Here is a 16,825-nt window from a genome sequence, read left to right as displayed (position 1 = left end):
TTTCTGAAAAAAATATGAGTTTTTGTTAAGTTTGTGCATCCTTTAATGCATCAACCAGCTGTGACTCATTCCAAACAGTCACACCTAAATTTTGCGCTTTGGTTAATTTACTACCCGCGTCTTCACCTGCTACAACAACATCAGTTTTCTTCGACACACTCCCAGTGACATTACCACCTAATTGTTCGATTTGTTCTTTTGCTTCTTCTCGAGTAAACTCAGTCAATTTACCAGTTAAAACGATTGTTTTTCCTTTAAATACTGAATCGACTTCTTCTAAATCAGATTGACGAACACCTAGATAAGTTAAATTCACCCCGTATTTTTCTAATTCCGCCATTAATTCATGGACTTCTTGATTTTCAAAATAAGTAATTAAACTATCCGCAATTGTCTCACCTAAAGTATTTAAGGTGATGACTTCTTCCTTACTAGCTTTTGCAATATGAGCTAAATCGCCAAAATGTTCTGCTAAAATACCAGCTGCCTTTGCACCTACATGACGAATACCTAAGCCAAACAATAATCGTTCAACTGAATTATTTTTACTTGCCTCGATGGCGTTTAAAATATTTTCAGCAGATTTATCTTTGATCTTATCTAGTGTCAGGAGCCGCTCTTTATCTAAGTTATATAAACCAGCTACATCAGTAACTAAGCCCTTGTCAAACATTTGTGCTAACACTCTTGGTCCCAAGCCATCAATATTCATTGCATTTCGAGAAACAAAATGACTCAAACCTTCTTTAATTTGCGCTGGACACTTTGGGTTAATACAACGTAGAGCAACTTCTTCATCTAAATGAACCAATTCGCTGTTGCAAACCGGACAATGGGTTGGAATCTCATAAGGTTGACTATCATCTGGTCGTTTATCTAAAATCACTTGTGCAACTTCAGGAATAATATCTCCCGCTTTATAAATACGCACCACATCATTGATCCGAATATCTTTTGCTTTAATATAATCACTATTATGAAGACTTGCTCTGGCGACTGTTGTTCCAGCTAAGCGAACCGGCGTCATGATTGCAGTCGGTGTTACTACACCTGTTCGACCAATTGTCCATTCAATATCATTTAAAGTTGTTTCAGCTTCTTCTGGTGGGAATTTATAAGCTGCTGCCCAACGAGGCGCTTTGACGGTAAAGCCTAATTGATCTTGCAAAGAGAATTCATTCACTTTTATTACAATCCCATCAATGTCATAAGCTAAATCAGCTCTTTTCTCATGGTAACTTTCAATATAAGCCCAAACTTCATCAATCGTGTTATAAACTTGATGCTCTGGATTGACTTTGAAACCCAAACGACTCATTTCATTCAAAGCATCATCTTGAGTTGTAGCAGCCAGCGGACCAAAATCAGCTAAAGTGTAAAGAAAAGTACTTAAATTTCTACTGGCGGCTACTCGAGTATCTAATTGACGTAAGCTTCCAGCTGCCGCATTTCGTGGATTGGCAAAAACTTCCTTGCCTTCCTCTTCTCTTTTCTGATTCAATTTAACAAAAGAAGCTTTCGGCATGTAACATTCTCCACGAACTTCGATTGACAAAGCCTCAGGTAAAGTTAATGGAATAGATTTTACAGTCTTCAAATTCTCAGTAATATTTTCTCCAACAGTACCGTCTCCTCTAGTTGCCCCTTGGACAAAACGGCCATTTTCATATTTTAAAGAAATGGATAAACCGTCAATTTTTAATTCACAACAATAACTAACTGGATGCCCCACTGCTTTTTGAACTCGTTCATCAAATGCCACCAATTCTTCTTTATTAAAAACATCGTTCAAACTATAAAGTGGCGTCTCATGAACAACTTTTTCAAATCCAGCTAAGATCACACCGCCTACTCGTTGCGTGGGTGAATCCTCGGTAATTAAGTCAGGATATTGAGTCTCTAAATCTACCAATTCTTGATATTTTTGATCATAAACATAGTCTTCCACTGAAGGTTTATCTTCTACATAGTATTCATGCGCATATTGATTTAATTCTTCTCGCAATACTTTACTTTTTTCTTCGGCTTGTTGGAAAGTCATTTCAGCCATAGTAACCTCCTGTTATTTTGCTTAAGTAATTTATTGACACATTTTTAATTAAATTTTTTCAATTGGAGCAAAGGCGGCCAATAAACGTTTAATTCCTTGTTGGGGAAATGCAACATCTAATTCTATATCTTGAGCATTTCCACTAACTTTTACGACAGTACCAGTTCCCCATTTTTTATGGGCAACCTTATCACCTAATTGCCAAGCTACATTTTCTCCACCAGAAGCTTGTTTACTTTGAACTGCTGGTTTGGTAGCATGCTGATACTTGGGTTTTTGATAAGATTGGAATGGACTATTTGATTTTGTTGGTTGCGCCTGAATACCCGTTTGGTTTAATAGACTGTCATCAATTTCTGCCACAAAACGAGAGGGAGAATTGTATTGAGTCTTACCATATAAAGTTCGTGAAAAAGCATTAGTCAAGTACAATTGGTTTTCTGCTCGTGTAATCCCAACATAGGCCAAACGACGTTCTTCTTCTAATTGCGCTTCTTCCATTAAAGAACGACTTGATGGAAAAATTTTCTCTTCCATTCCGACTAAAAAGACCACTGGGAATTCTAATCCTTTTGCGGCATGTAGTGTCATTAATGTTACTTGTGCGCTTTCTTCTTGATAATCATCTAAGTCTGAAACCAAAGCTAAATCATTTAAAAAGACGGCTAGTTTTTCTTCTGGTTGATCACCATCCTCAACAGCTTGCTGAGATCGTTTATCAAATTCTTGCGTAACAGATCTAAATTCCTCTAAGTTTTCTAGTCGCGATTCTGCTTCTAAAGTACGCTGATTTTTCAGCTCGGCTAAATAACCGGTTTTTTCTAAAATTTGATCTACTAAATCCGTCACTGGCAAATAAATAATCATTTCTTGGAATTGGCGAATCATTTCTCCAAATTCAGCCAAATTGCGACCAGCTTTACCTGATATATTAGCTAAATCGACATTTTGAGCAGCTTCTACCAAAGACCAGTCATGAATAGCTGCAAACTCCCGTAATTTATCAACTGAGCTTGGACCAATTCCCCGCTTTGGTACATTGACAATTCGCTCAAAACTCACCGCATCTCTTGGATTATTAATAATATTTAAGTAAGCAATAATATCCTTGATTTCTTTGCGATCATAGAACTTGTGACCACCCACCATAGTATAAGGAACATTAGCTTTAACTAAAGTATCTTCAATTACACGAGATTGTGCATTGGTCCGATACAACACTGCAAAATCATTAAAATTACGATTATTTTGATGCATTTGATTACGGATTTCACTAACGATAAACTGTGCTTCATCTCGTTCACTGTCAGCACGATAATAAGTAATTTGTTCCCCTGATTGATTATCAGTCCACAAATCTTTTGGCCGCCGATTAGAATTGTTTTGAATTACTTCATTGGCTGCCTGTAAAATATTTTGTGTAGAGCGATAATTCTGCTCCAATAAAATCACACTGGCATTAGGATAATCTTTTTCAAAATCCAAAATATTTTGCATGTCAGCACCACGCCAACCGTAGATACTTTGATCCGCATCACCAACAACGCATAAATTTTTGAAACGAGCGGCTAAAAGATTAACCAAAGTGTATTGAGCATGGTTCGTATCTTGATACTCATCCACATGCAAATAGTGGAATTTATTTTGATAATAAGTTAAGACATTTTCATGTTCAGAAAACAACCGAATTGTATTCATAATCAAATCGTCAAAGTCCATACTTTGATTATTACGCAAAGCTTTTTGGTAAGATTCATAACACCGAGCGACAATTTCTTCAAAAAAAGAGCCTTGCATTTCAGCATATTGATCCGGTGTAATTAACTCATTTTTCGCATTACTGATCGTCCCTAAAATTGAACGGGGATCATATTTTTTTGGATCAATATTAAGATCCTTTAAAATACGTTTCATCAAGGAGAGTTGGTCAGAGCCATCTAAAATTGTGAAATTCCGGTCATAACCAATCGCATCGACATCTCTTCTTAAAATTCGCACACACATGGAGTGAAAAGTTGAAACCCAGACATCTTCCCCACCTTTTCCTAAAATAGCATTGACCCGCTCTTTCATTTCACGAGCAGCTTTATTGGTAAAAGTGATCGCTAAAATATTCCAAGGATTAACTTCTTTTTCTTCTATTAAGTAGGCAATACGGTGAGTTAAAACCCGCGTCTTCCCACTACCGGCGCCAGCCATAATTAAAAGCGGGCCTTCTGTATGAAGCACCGCTTCTTTTTGCTTTGGATTAAGTCCAGTTAAAAGTTCTTGCTTATTTGGCATGCAAAACTTCCTTTCATCATTTCAATCTCACCCATTATAACATCTAAAAAAGAGGGATAAAACTGACAACCCTTAACTTATGAAATATTCTCTTGAATTTCTGAAAAAACAGAGCTAAATTAAATAAGGCATTAGGAGGTGAAACAAATGAAAGAACACGAAATAAAAAAATTAGATCATACAAAATTAGTATTCATTTTAAAAGGATTAATCATTGGTGGTATTTCTGGGATCATCGTAAGTCTCTTTCGATTATTGATTGAGGTAGCAGGTGAAAAAATTGTTGGGATTTATTTATTTTTGCAAATTCACCGTTGGTACATCATTCCCTGGCTGATTCTCATGATATTTTGTGCAATTTTTGTTGGGAAAATTGTTCAATCGGAGCCTGATATTAAAGGAAGCGGGATTCCGCAAGTTGAAGGAGAACTACAGGGGGAAATCCATCAAAATTGGTTCGCTGTCTTATGGAAAAAATTCTTAACAGGTGTCCTCTCAGTTGGCTCAGGTTTATTTCTAGGTCGAGAAGGTCCGTCTATTCAACTAGGAGCAACAGTTGGCCAAGGATTTGGGCATTTTTTTAAAGCCACCCCAGCTGAAAAGAAAATTTTCATTTCCAGTGGTGCTGCTGCCGGATTATCAGCTGCCTTTAATGCACCCGTGGCTGGACTATTATTTGTTCTCGAAGAAATTCATCATAGCTTTTCACCACTCATGTGGATTACATCCTTAACTGCTGCATTAAGTGCCAATATTATTTCATTAAATTTTTTTGGTTTAAAACCGGTTCTATTTTTTTCTGAAGTCCCTTCGTTACCTTTAAAATATTATGGACATTTAATTCTTTTAGGTGCCTTACTAGGGATATTTGGCTTCATCTATCAAAAGGTACTATTGTCCTTAGCTAGTTGGTATCAAAAAACACATTTACCAGAATTTTTATACGGATTGATTCCTTTTATCCTAATTATTCCCATTGGAATTTTTTTCCCTCACTATCTTGGTGGTGGGAATCAAATTATTATTTCTTTAGGTCTAAACAACTTCTCGATGCAATTTTTATTAGGCTTATTTCTTTTGCGTTTTGTTTTTTCGATGATTTCTTATGGAGCAAGCTTACCAGGAGGAATATTTTTACCGATTTTGACATTAGGAGCTATTATAGGCGCCATATACGGCACTTTAATTCATCAATTTTTTGGCGTTGAAAGTATCTATATTCGTGATTTTGCAATTTTTGCAATGGCAGCATACTTCACTGCGATTGGAAAAGCACCATTGACCGCCATCATTCTAGTTACAGAAATGGTCGGCAACATAACACATTTGATGCCTTTAGCCGTTTGTTCCTTATGTGCATATATTATGAATGACTGGTTAGGTGGTAACCCGATTTATGAATCTCTGTTGGAACGCTTGGTTAAACACAATAGTCCCAGTATTACTGGTATTAAAACAGTTTTTGAATTTCCTGTTAATGCCGAGAGTAATTTAGATGGTATCTTGGTTCGCGATTTTAATTGGCCACAAGAAATGTTACTAATCTCGATTCTACGTGGATCAAATGAACTTTTAACTCATGGTGATACCGTCATGAAAGCCGGCGATATTTTAATGATTTTAACCGACGAAGGTAATCTATCTAACATCAGAAAATCAATTACAACCTATTCGCAACTAAACCAATGACCGTAATCATTGGTTTTTTTCTTAAAAATGTTTATGGACGTTTTTGAATGTTTTTGATTGATTAGGTCATTTAATTGTGCTATGATGTTTTTGAGGAGGAATGGAAATGCTTACAGAAGAGCGACGAAAAAAAATACTAGAATTATTAGATGAACATAATGTTGTGAAATCTCAAGATTTAATGAATCGTTTACAGGCTTCAGAGTCAACCATTCGTCGTGATTTACAAGAATTAGAAGATGATGGTCATTTAAAGCGAGTTCACGGTGGTGCAACGAAAATGCAATTTTTAGATGATGAGCCTGCCTTCTCTGAAAAATCATTCAAAAACATTCAACAGAAACAAGCAATTGCAAAATTAGCCAGTCAAGAAATTGATGATGGCGATATTATTTATTTAGATGCAGGAACAACAACAATCGAACTTATTCCTTATTTAAAAGATATTGTCGTCACTGTTGTGACCAATTCAGTTGGTCTGGCTGCAAAATTAGTTGAACATCAAATCAACACAATTGTTTTAGGCGGCCGAATCAAATTAAAAACTGATGCTGTTATCGGCTCTCAAGCGATGGCGCAACTGAGTCAATATCGTTTTGATAAAGCCTTTGTCGGAACTAATGGTATTTCAATAAAAACCGGCTACACCACGCCAGATCCTGAAGAAGCAGCACTAAAACGACTAGCTATCCAACAGTCCGAAAAAGCATTTATTTTGGCAGATTATTCTAAATTTAATCAAACAACATTTGTTCAAATTACTAAACTTTCTGAAGCAATCATTCTCACTGATCGATGTCCGACTGAACTTTACACTGACATCGCTAAACAAACTACTATTAAGGAGGTTTCTGTATGATTTATACAGTGACACTAAATCCTTCTATTGACTATATTGTACATGTAGATCAGTTGAAGATTGGCGATATCAATCGCATGAAAAATGATTTTAAATTACCTGGCGGAAAAGGAATTAATGTTTCACGAATTTTGGCAAGGATCAATGTTCCTTCTACTGCCTTAGGTTTCATCGGCGGCTTTACTGGAAGCTTTATTAAAGGTTGGCTAAAAGAAGAGAATGTTCAAACCAATTTTACTGAAGTCAGTGACGATACGCGTATCAATATAAAACTAAAAGCAGTTGAAGAAACTGAAATAAATGGCTTAGGCCCAGATGTTTCAACTGCAGAAATGTTACATCTAAAACAAATTTTAAAAGATGTCACCAAAGATGATGTAGTTGTCTTATCTGGTAGTAAACCAGCCAGTGTGCCAACCGGCTTTTACCAAGAATTAATAGAAGTGATTAAGTCAACTGGTGCTGAATTTGTGATTGATACTACTGGAGCAGATTTAATGGATGCTTTACCAAGCGGTCCACTTTTAGTGAAGCCTAACAATCACGAATTGGCTGAATTATACGAGACAACTTTTGATTCAGTGGAAGATATTTTCCCGTACGGTGCAAAATTGTTAGCTACTGGTGCAAAACACGCACTTGTCTCAATGGCAGGTGATGGTGCTTTACTATTTACTGACGATGCCGTTTACTCAGCTAATGTATTAAAACGTTCAGTAAAAAATTCAGTTGGTGCTGGTGACTCAATGATTGCTGGTTTTGTTGGTGCTTTTGTTAAATCGAAAGACCCAATTGAAGCATTTAAATGGGGCGTCGCTTGCGGCAGTGCAACGACATTTTCAGATGATTTAGCAACAGCTGATTTCATTCAAGAATTATTACCTGAAGTTATTATTACTAAGGTGAAATAGGAGGAGAAAAAATGGATATCAAAGATTTATTAGTAAAAGATGCAATGATCATGGATTTAAAAGCAACTGATAAACAAGGCGCAATTGATGAAATGGTCCAAAAAATGTACGATGCAGGTAGAATTTCTGACGTAGAAATTTACAAAGAAGGTATTCTTAAACGAGAAGCACTCACTTCAACTGGTCTAGGCGATGGTATTGCAATGCCCCATGCTAAAAATAGTGCTGTAAAAGAAGCCACAGTTTTATTTGCTAAAAGTAAAAATGGCGTAGACTACGAAGCTCTTGATGGTCAACCAAGCTACTTGTTCTTCATGATCGCTGCTCCAGAAGGTGCAAATGATACGCATTTACAAGCCTTAGCTTCTCTTTCGAAATTATTAATTGATCCTGATTTTGTCGCACAATTAAAAGAAGCTAACACACCTGAGGAAGTTCAAAATTTATTTGATACAGCTGAAAAAGCCAAAGAAGCAGAAGAAAAAGCTGAAGAAGCGGCAGAAAATGAGTTAAAAGATTTTAATCGTCGCTATATCGTTGCTGTTACAGCCTGCCCTACTGGTATCGCCCACACATATATGGCAGAAGATGCTTTAAAGAAAAAAGCGAAAGAAATGGGCGTTGATATTAAAGTTGAAACAAATGGTTCAGAAGGAATCAAACACCGATTAACTGATGAAGATATCGCTCGTGCTGATGCCGTTATCGTTGCAGCAGATAAAAAAGTAGAAATGAATCGTTTTGCTGGAAAAGAATTAATCAACCGTCCGGTTTCAGATGGCATTCGTAAACCAGAAGAATTAATCAATCTTGCTTTAAGTGGTAATGCACCAACTTTTAAAGGCGATGGATCAGAAACCGCTTCTCAATCCACAGAAGAAAGTGGATCAGTTGGACAAAATATTTATAAAGATTTGATGAACGGCGTTTCTCATATGTTGCCATTCGTAATTGGTGGCGGAATTATGATTGCCTTGTCATTCATGATTGATCAATTTATTGGCGTTCCTTCCGCTGAATTAGCAAACTTAGGTAACTATAACCAAGTGGCTAGTTGGTTCAATCAAATTGGACAATCTGCCTTTACCTTCATGTTACCTGTGTTAGCCGGATTTATTGCTTCAAGTATTGCTGACCGTCCTGGTTTAATTGGTGGTTTTGCTGCTGGTTTCTTAGCTAATCAAGGTGGTGCTGGTTTCTTAGGCGCTTTAATTGGTGGTTTCTTAGCTGGTTATGTGATTGTCTTCTTGAAAAAAGTCTTTAAAGGCTTACCAAAATCATTAGACGGTATTAAAACAATCTTATTCTATCCATTCTTTGGATTACTGATTACTGGATTTTTAATGTTATTAGTCAATGTACCGATGAAAGCTATCAATGATGGTCTAAATGGTTTCTTATCTGGTCTAGGTGGATCAAATGCAATCTTACTTGGCGCTTTATTAGGCGGCATGATGGCAGTCGATTTAGGTGGACCAATTAATAAAGCTGCATATGTATTCGGTACTGCAACGCTTGCTTCAACAGTTGCAACTGGCGGTTCAATCGTCATGGCAGCAGTCATGGCTGGCGGTATGGTTCCTCCTTTAGCAATTTTCGTGGCAACTCGTTTATTCAAAAGTAAATTTGAAAAAAGCCAAATTGATGCTGGTTTAACAAATATCGTAATGGGCTTATCATTTGTAACAGAAGGTGCGATTCCTTTTGCTGCAGCCGATCCAATTCGTGTTATTCCAAGTTTCGTAGTTGGTTCTGCTTTAACTGGTGGACTAGTCGGTGCTTTCGGTATTAAATTATTAGCCCCTCACGGCGGAATCTTCGTTGTTCTATTATTAAGTCATCCAGTACTCTATTTAATCTTTATTGCGATTGGCGCCATCGTCTCTGGTGTGATCTATGGATTAGTTAAAAAACCAGCAGCTTCAGCTGTAACTGAATAATCAAAAAAGCTTGAAAAATTTAGCGACTCTAGTAGTTCAAACTAGGTCGCTACAAAATTCAAGCTTTTTTTTATACGTCTATAATACGCATCTGCTTTTCCTTAGTTTCAAATTTTTGCGGGATAAACAAGACTTTCAAGTTTTGACTTTCATGTTTAAGTAATAAAGAGATGCCCTCAGTTTTTTGTTTTACTTCTTGAATAGAAATGCCTGGAATAGCTTGTTTCAATTCATTCAATGGAAATTTTTCGATTGATTGTCTTGGTACAAAAAATTGCAGTACTGGTAAAAAATTTTTTAATTGTAAATCTGTAATTTTAACATCTAAATAGTCTTCAATATAATACCGATAAGCGCTTACTCCCTGATCAATTGTGAGTTCTGGATAAAGTACTTTAAAGTTCATCATTTGTTTGTTCTCGTTATCAATCCAAGGAAAATAGGCCAGTGCATTCAAACTCCCCTTCATTCTAGTAACAGAATAATCATCCTTTAAATAATCATAGGTTCTTGTTACGAAAAAAGTCGCTTTCTTCTTTTCGATTGGTTGAAATAAATCATTTTGATACTGCACCGTTTGAACGGTTGACTGTTCAAAGGCAAATTCAATAAAGGGTTGTTCTAACACTCCTACCCCATTGGTATAAGAAAGTTGCGCAATACCCAGCTGGTTACGAAACATCTTTTGATAATGGAGATTGCTGACTTCAGCCCAATGTAATGGATTTTTAAAAATTTCGATAAAAATACCTTTACCTAATTTTTCGGCTCGATCAACTTGCTGTATTTCTAAGAGTAATTGTTGCGGAAAAAATTGTTGATATGCTGGTCCAAAGAAAACGCGCCAACAGGAAGTTAAACAAAAGCCTTTATAAAAAACATCGTATCCTGAAAATTGATTACAGTCGATAATTATTTCTCCATCAATTGTCTTCATTTTTGGTAATTTATCAATTTCTTCACTCGCTTGAAAAGCTTGTCGTTTTTGCAGATCACTGACATTATGATATAGAAATTCATCATAAGACCGCATATAGCCAAACACGCCATAATCCTTTACCCGCCCTTTTAAGTAATCAAAATAGATTAACTCCCAATATTTAAAGACTTGATGATCTATTAACGTTTTTTCAACTAAACTATGACCTAAAATATGCAACGTCGTCTCATGTGGTCCTTTTATTAATCGTATCCGACAATCTTCTTTATCATGTAGCAAATCAATCATTTGATGTAAAGCCATTAAATCAAAAGGCTGTCTTACGCCATCAACGACCATTTCAACAGGTTCCAGCAATAAGCGAGACATGATTACCCAATCTCTGACAAATTCTTGGATTTTACCATCTTCTAAATGATCTAGGTGGTTTACACAATACAATAATTCCGTCTTTTCCATTGCTGATCCCTCCTTTTACTACTTATAGTATAGCGTAATTTATTAAAAGTTCCTAAAAAAGTAATGCTCATTTTTTTGGTAGTTGTTTTTTTAAATAAACGTGCTAAACTAATATTGAAATTATGGAGGTGAAATCATGGGCTTAAAATTTGAAAGAACCAATGATTTAGATAAACTTTTTGAAAATTTTGCTGTTGTCCCTGAAAAAAAAGTACAGAGCAATAAAGATGTCGAAAAATTTTTAAAACCAGAAGACAAAGATAAAAAAAAAAATAAAAAAAAGTAAGTCAGTTCGACTTACTTTAGTAGAAGACTGGCTAAATGTCAGTCTTTTTATTTTAGATAGCTTTCAATTGCCGTCCAAGCAGCCTCTTTTCCTTCTTTTGTTTCAGAAGAAAAAATAATGAAATCATCATTTCCATCAAAATCTAATTTTTTCTTGATACTACTTGTGTGCTTATTCCATTTTCCCCGAGGAATCTTATCGGCCTTTGTAGCAACAACGATCACTGGAATATTATAATATTTTAAAAATTGGTACATCTGAATATCTTCGACACTAGGGTCATGACGCATATCCACTAAAGAGACAACTGCCCGCAATTGTTCCCGACTGGTAATATACGTTTCAATCATTTTCCCCCATTTTGCTCGCTCCGTTTTTGAAACCTTCGCATAACCATAACCAGGAACATCTACAAAATATAAACTATCTTCAATTAGGTAAAAATTCAATGTTTGAGTTTTGCCAGGTTTGCTGGAAGTTCGCGCCAAGTTTTTTCGATTAATCAGTGTATTGATAAATGAAGATTTGCCTACATTTGAACGTCCCGCTAAAGCAATTTCTGGTAGTTGACTTTCAGGATACTGCTTGGGAGCAACGGCACTGATAACAATTTCTGCATTATGAACTTTCATCATTTTCTCCTTTATACAATGGTATAAATTTCATTTTAACATGGATATTTTCAAAAAAATAGCGTGGCTGGATATAAAATATCTGCCACGCTGTTTTTTTTAACCTGCTTTTTTATTATCGCTATGATATTCAACGATTGGTTTTCCGTTTCCTTCAACAGCATCTTTAGTGATAATCACTTTTTTGATGTTTTCATCAGAAGGAATATCAAACATAATATCCATCATAATGTCTTCAATGATTGAACGTAATCCCCGTGCCCCAGTATTTCGTGCAATGGCCTTATCTGCGATTGCATCCAAGGCTAAAGGTTCAAATTCTAACTCTGTGTCATCGTAAGACAATAGTTTTTGATATTGTTTCACTAAAGCATTTTTTGGTTCCGTTAAAATTCTGACCAAATCTTCAGTCGTTAATTTTTCTAATGCCGTTGTCACAGGCAAACGACCAATAAATTCGGGAATTAAACCAAATTTTAATAAATCTTCAGGAATAATTTGCTGCATCATGCTAGCATTTTCATCTAATTTTTTATTGTTGCTACCAAAGCCGATTGTTTTTTCACCTAAACGATTTTTAACAATTGCTTCGATACCATCAAAAGCACCACCAACAATAAATAAAATATTGGTTGTGTCAATTTGAATAAATTCTTGATGAGGATGTTTGCGCCCGCCTTGTGGTGGTACACTAGCAACCGTACCTTCTAAGATTTTTAATAAGGCTTGTTGTACACCTTCACCAGAAACATCTCTAGTGATAGAGACATTTTCACTTTTACGTGTAATTTTATCAATTTCGTCGATATAGATGATGCCTTTTTCAGCTCGTTCAACATTATAGTCAGCCGATTGTAATAACTTAAGCAAGATATTTTCTACGTCTTCACCAACATAACCAGCTTCAGTCAAACTTGTGGCATCAGCAATCGCAAACGGTACATTTAATGAACGTGCCAACGTTTGTGCCAAGAAAGTTTTACCAGAACCAGTTGGTCCAATCAGACAAATATTACTTTTTTGTAATTCAACTTCGTCTTTATTCTCAGTATCCGTATTTACTCTTTTATAGTGATTATATACAGCAACTGATAATGCCCGTTTTGCGCGATCTTGTCCAATTACATATTGATTTAAAATGTCCAATAATTCTTTGGGTTTTGGAACATCAATAAATTCACGAAGCGCTTCTTCATGAAATTCTTCATCAATAATTTCTTTACAAAGATCAATACATTCATTACAAATATAAACGCCAGGACCTGCGACAATTTTTTTTACTTCTTCTTGGGTTTTTCCGCAAAAAGAACAGCGGACCGTTTCACCCGAGTCAGTACTTTCATACATGGCCTTCACCTCTTGATTCGATTACTACAAATAATCTTTGCAGTCTTTCACTATCATAACATAAAGGTGCTAAAAGACAATCATTGCTGATTCTATTTACTCTTTTATTAAGAAAAAAATCAAAAGATTATTATTTTAGTAGAATATTTTTTTCGATCCGTTAAAGCTCACTTTTATTCAGAAAAAACTACTTTCAATTTAATCTTAAAATTAATATTTCATAATTCTTTTTCTAATAGATAACGATTGTTTGATTCTCCTATTAAGTGAAATCCACAAGACAATAAAACATTTCTTGAAGCTATATTTGATGGATCAATTTCAGCTGTAATTCGTTTTGCATTCTTTAAACGTAAAATTTTTTCTATCAAACAAAGAATCATTTTTTTACCGTAGCCTTTTCCTAAAAAAGCAGGATCTCCAATCAAATAATCAATACCATAAGTTCCATCTAAACAGATGTCCGCAAAATCTTCACCATGACTATCACTAGCTTTGTAATATAGGCAAAATCCAAAAGGTTGATTATCCCAAAAAACAATCAAGTGAGTAAGCCAATTAAACTGCTCTTCTCTTTGCCTAAGTTCCATTAACCAATCGTCAATCGATACATTTAGTTCTGGTATTTCATACCATTTTTTCACGTGTTCGTAATTTAACCACTCTTCTATCATTACTAAATCTTCATTTTCAACTAATTTAAAAGATATCATTTTTATTTTAAACTCCTTTTTCTGCAAAAAAACCAGCTTAGAATTGTTAATACCGCAAACAAGAATGTAAAACTTAAAAAAGGCTGATTAATTGCTTTTGATCCGGTAATCAAAGCAATCAACTTTAGGAAATAAGGTGCCGACGATCCCCCTAAATTACATCCGACTAATGCAACTGACATACAGAGTGTCTCTGAACCTGATCGACAAACTTCTGAAACCAAATGAAACATTAAAGAAATCAATAGTGGATATGCCGCACCTGCTAAAACTGCACCAACAGTAATAACCATTAAACTATTGGCACTATAGACTAAAAAATGAGCCATGGTCATCATAATTAAACCAAGTGACGCTGTGAAGTAACGAATTGAGATAAAAATACGACCAAAAAAAACACCTAAAATCATTCCCGCTACAGTCATCAATGTCTGTACCCGACTCGCATCAACCATATTCCCAAAGTTAAAACTAGTGACAATACCCGAAATGCGAATAATAATAGCCGTTTGAGCACCTACAATAACAACTAAAAAAACAGCAATCAAAATCACGTAAAAATTGACTGATTGCTTTCTATTATCAATTTCAACATCTGAATCTTTTTTCTTATTATCAGGATAGGAAAACATAAATAGTAACAAAATCGGCAAAGCCAATAAATAAATTAAAAAGACACTTTGCCAATTGAATAAAATTAATTGACCAGCCAAAAAAGTTAAAATGGCTTGCCCACCACTTTCAAATGCGCTACGTAGCCCCATTAGATAGGCACTTTCTTTTCCTTTGAAGTTGATTGAGATTAGACTGACAGCTAAAGAATTAATCAGACCAAGACCCACACCTAAAATAATTCGCGAAAGGAAAACGGCAGAGAAATCATTTAGAAAAAAAGGTAACACTCCCGCCACTAAAACTAGACTTAGTCCCAAAATGACAGTCACTTTTTCACCAATTTTGTTGGAAATAAAACTGCTTAGTAAGACCATAATCATCACTGAAAAAGATGGTACAGTAGTCATCAGTTCAATTGATGAAGCAGAGATATGATCAAAATAACCTTCAATCGCGGGGATCGCTGGGGAAATGGATAAAGACGAAACCAGTATCAGAGAAACTGATAGGATTCCTATTTTCAGTAAAAAGTTTTTCTTTGTTACCATCTACACAACCAACTTCCATTTTAAACTTTTTATATTTCAATTATAACCAAAAAAAGGCAGCCAAAGCCACCTAACTTTTTAAAAACCATATCTTACCGCTAAGATTCGTAAAACTGCTAGCCACAGTATCACTAAAATACTACCAATAACAATCAAAATTTTATTTTGGGCTACATTTATCGTTCCTTCTTTTGTTGAAAAAAGTGGAATAAATACAAAACTTATCGGAATAAAATAGCGCCCCTGTACCCCTTGAATAGCTTTTTTAGTATCTACTGGGTTCCAGATTTGATATAAAGCAAAGAAAGTTAAGAGTGTAAACAAAATTAACGCTACTCCTAGAACAAGCTTTTTAGGCCATCTAAAAAATATTGCTTTTTGATTAGGTAAGAAGGCTGAAACTATCAATAAACTATAATACAGGATTGCCCAATGCCAACCAATAGGTGTGTTCAACCACCCAAAATTACCCATGTAGGATAGTAAAATATAATTACCTTTATTTCCGAAAATAAAATTTTTGATTAAATTGTTAAAGAAAATACCTGGATTACTTAAAAAATGACGTAATTGTAGATTAGGATTAGCAAAATCCCGATAAAGAATCTGTTGATCCACCATCAAAGAATTCCATAAAAGATAAAGCCCTATAGATAAGGCAAGAATAACACTTCCCCAAACAACTTTACGGCGGATATTCATATCTTTGTTAGGTATTAAAAAGAATAACAAACCTAATACTATATTCGTTGGTTTCATAGTGACAGCAATAATTAATAGTAGACCTGCTATCATGATTTTTTTTGATGAAAGCCTATTAGACGATTCTTCTATTTCTTCTGTCAATTGCTTTTTGGCTGCCAATCTTAAAACATAAGCTGAAAATAAAAGCGCAACGCCATTTGTTAAACCATCTCCTGAAGTGGATGCAGCAAGAAAAATAGCCAATGGATTTAATCCAATTATTGCCGCTGCCCATTTAGAAAAAGGAAACAGACTAATTGCAATTGCTATCAAGACAATATAGCATACTAAATTAAATGCCCTTGCCAAATAATATTGCGCTAAAGGAGAAGTGTTAAGTACTTTTCCAAAAAGAATCCCCAATGTTTGAGGAATGAAATTAATAATCGAATAATTTGTTATACCACCTGTTGGTAAAAAAACTTTACCTGAGGAAGGATAATTGTCTTCCTCAGCTTTCTGGTAATCAAATTTATTTTCCGGATAATTTCCTACCGTGAAAGATAGTTTAACAATTTTTTCTACTCCTTTTGAGGCATAAAAACCAAATTCATTCCACGACTTGGCATTTTCATTCTCAACATTATTTTTATTATAAATTACTGGAACCACTTCGCCTCGGGAAAGCGCATCAGCTTTTAAATAATGGCCCAATTCATCTGGTGCCTGTAAAGGAGGAATGAATTTCACAAAAGAACCTCCGAAAATGATTGAGAAAAGAATGAATACGAAAACAGCTATATGAACATTTTTTATTTTCTTTGCGATTTGTCCTAACATAATTAATCGCTCCTTTAGAATCTTTAAAT

At 35.2% G+C, this 16,825-nt stretch carries 13 protein-coding genes; 5 read left to right on the top strand and 8 right to left on the bottom strand.

All coding sequences use genetic code 11. From position 1 onward, the window contains the following. Positions 1-25: 25 nt before the first annotated feature. A complete protein-coding gene (gene ligA, locus ACVWNY_RS05980; protein WP_218325388.1) occupies positions 26-2,050 on the bottom strand; it encodes an NAD-dependent DNA ligase LigA in 2,025 nt (674 codons plus the stop codon). Between the two features lie 48 nt (positions 2,051-2,098). After that, on the bottom strand, positions 2,099-4,333 hold the full coding sequence (gene pcrA, locus ACVWNY_RS05975) for a DNA helicase PcrA (protein WP_218325389.1): 2,235 nt from the start codon (positions 4,331-4,333) through the stop codon (positions 2,099-2,101). Positions 4,334-4,480: 147 nt separating this feature from the next. Here pcrA and ACVWNY_RS05970 point away from each other — a divergent pair, with 147 nt between their 5' ends. From ACVWNY_RS05970 to ACVWNY_RS05955, 4 genes are all read left to right on the top strand, one after another. Continuing rightward, on the top strand, positions 4,481-6,022 hold the full coding sequence (locus ACVWNY_RS05970) for a ClC family H(+)/Cl(-) exchange transporter (protein ID WP_454071820.1): 1,542 nt from the start codon (positions 4,481-4,483) through the stop codon (positions 6,020-6,022). Positions 6,023-6,128: 106 nt separating this feature from the next. Continuing rightward, positions 6,129-6,881, top strand: a complete 753-nt coding sequence (locus tag ACVWNY_RS05965; protein WP_218325390.1) for a DeoR/GlpR family DNA-binding transcription regulator — start codon at positions 6,129-6,131, stop codon at positions 6,879-6,881. After that, positions 6,878-7,792 (top strand): 1-phosphofructokinase, encoded by a 915-nt coding sequence (gene pfkB / locus ACVWNY_RS05960; RefSeq protein ID WP_218325391.1) that lies wholly within the window; start codon positions 6,878-6,880, stop codon positions 7,790-7,792. Before ACVWNY_RS05965 ends, pfkB begins: the two co-directional genes overlap by 4 nt. 11 nt (positions 7,793-7,803) lie before the next feature. Beyond that, the gene (locus tag ACVWNY_RS05955) at positions 7,804-9,732 is read left to right on the top strand and encodes a PTS fructose transporter subunit IIABC (RefSeq protein ID WP_218325392.1); all 1,929 of its coding nucleotides are present in this window, start codon (positions 7,804-7,806) and stop codon (positions 9,730-9,732) included. A 70-nt stretch (positions 9,733-9,802) separates the two neighbouring features. Here ACVWNY_RS05955 and ACVWNY_RS05950 read toward each other — a convergent pair whose 3' ends face one another. Further along, positions 9,803-11,131, bottom strand: coding sequence for a hypothetical protein (locus ACVWNY_RS05950; RefSeq protein ID WP_218325393.1), 1,329 nt, complete (start codon positions 11,129-11,131; stop codon positions 9,803-9,805). Between the two features lie 136 nt (positions 11,132-11,267). On the opposite strand from ACVWNY_RS05950, the gene ACVWNY_RS05945 reads away from it, so the two are divergent. Then, complete coding sequence (locus tag ACVWNY_RS05945) at positions 11,268-11,417, top strand: SPJ_0845 family protein (protein ID WP_454071819.1); 150 nt, start codon at positions 11,268-11,270, stop codon at positions 11,415-11,417. A 47-nt stretch (positions 11,418-11,464) separates the two neighbouring features. Here the strand turns inward: ACVWNY_RS05945 and yihA are convergent, their stop codons facing one another. The 5 genes from yihA to ACVWNY_RS05920 all read right to left on the bottom strand — a co-directional run bounded on the left by yihA (position 11,465) and on the right by ACVWNY_RS05920 (position 16,796). After that, positions 11,465-12,049 (bottom strand): ribosome biogenesis GTP-binding protein YihA/YsxC, encoded by a 585-nt coding sequence (yihA, locus tag ACVWNY_RS05940; protein WP_218325395.1) that lies wholly within the window; start codon positions 12,047-12,049, stop codon positions 11,465-11,467. A 99-nt stretch (positions 12,050-12,148) separates the two neighbouring features. After that, entirely contained in the window at positions 12,149-13,396 is a 1,248-nt protein-coding gene (gene clpX / locus ACVWNY_RS05935; protein ID WP_218325396.1) for an ATP-dependent Clp protease ATP-binding subunit ClpX, read from the bottom strand. 218 nt (positions 13,397-13,614) lie between these two features. Next, positions 13,615-14,109 carry a GNAT family N-acetyltransferase gene (locus ACVWNY_RS05930; protein WP_218325397.1) on the bottom strand — a complete coding sequence of 165 codons (495 nt, stop codon included), beginning with the start codon at positions 14,107-14,109 and terminating at the stop codon, positions 13,615-13,617. A gap of 2 nt (positions 14,110-14,111) precedes the next feature. Further along, complete coding sequence (locus ACVWNY_RS05925; RefSeq protein WP_218325398.1) at positions 14,112-15,272, bottom strand: MFS transporter; 1,161 nt, start codon at positions 15,270-15,272, stop codon at positions 14,112-14,114. Positions 15,273-15,350: 78 nt separating this feature from the next. Continuing rightward, the gene (locus ACVWNY_RS05920; RefSeq protein ID WP_218325399.1) at positions 15,351-16,796 is read right to left on the bottom strand and encodes a DUF2142 domain-containing protein; all 1,446 of its coding nucleotides are present in this window, start codon (positions 16,794-16,796) and stop codon (positions 15,351-15,353) included. Positions 16,797-16,825 lie beyond the last annotated feature (29 nt).

The organism is Enterococcus sp. JNUCC 77, assembly GCF_054819945.1.
Note: the sequence above shows the minus strand (reverse complement) of the source record. Positions and strands in the feature narration are given on the sequence as shown.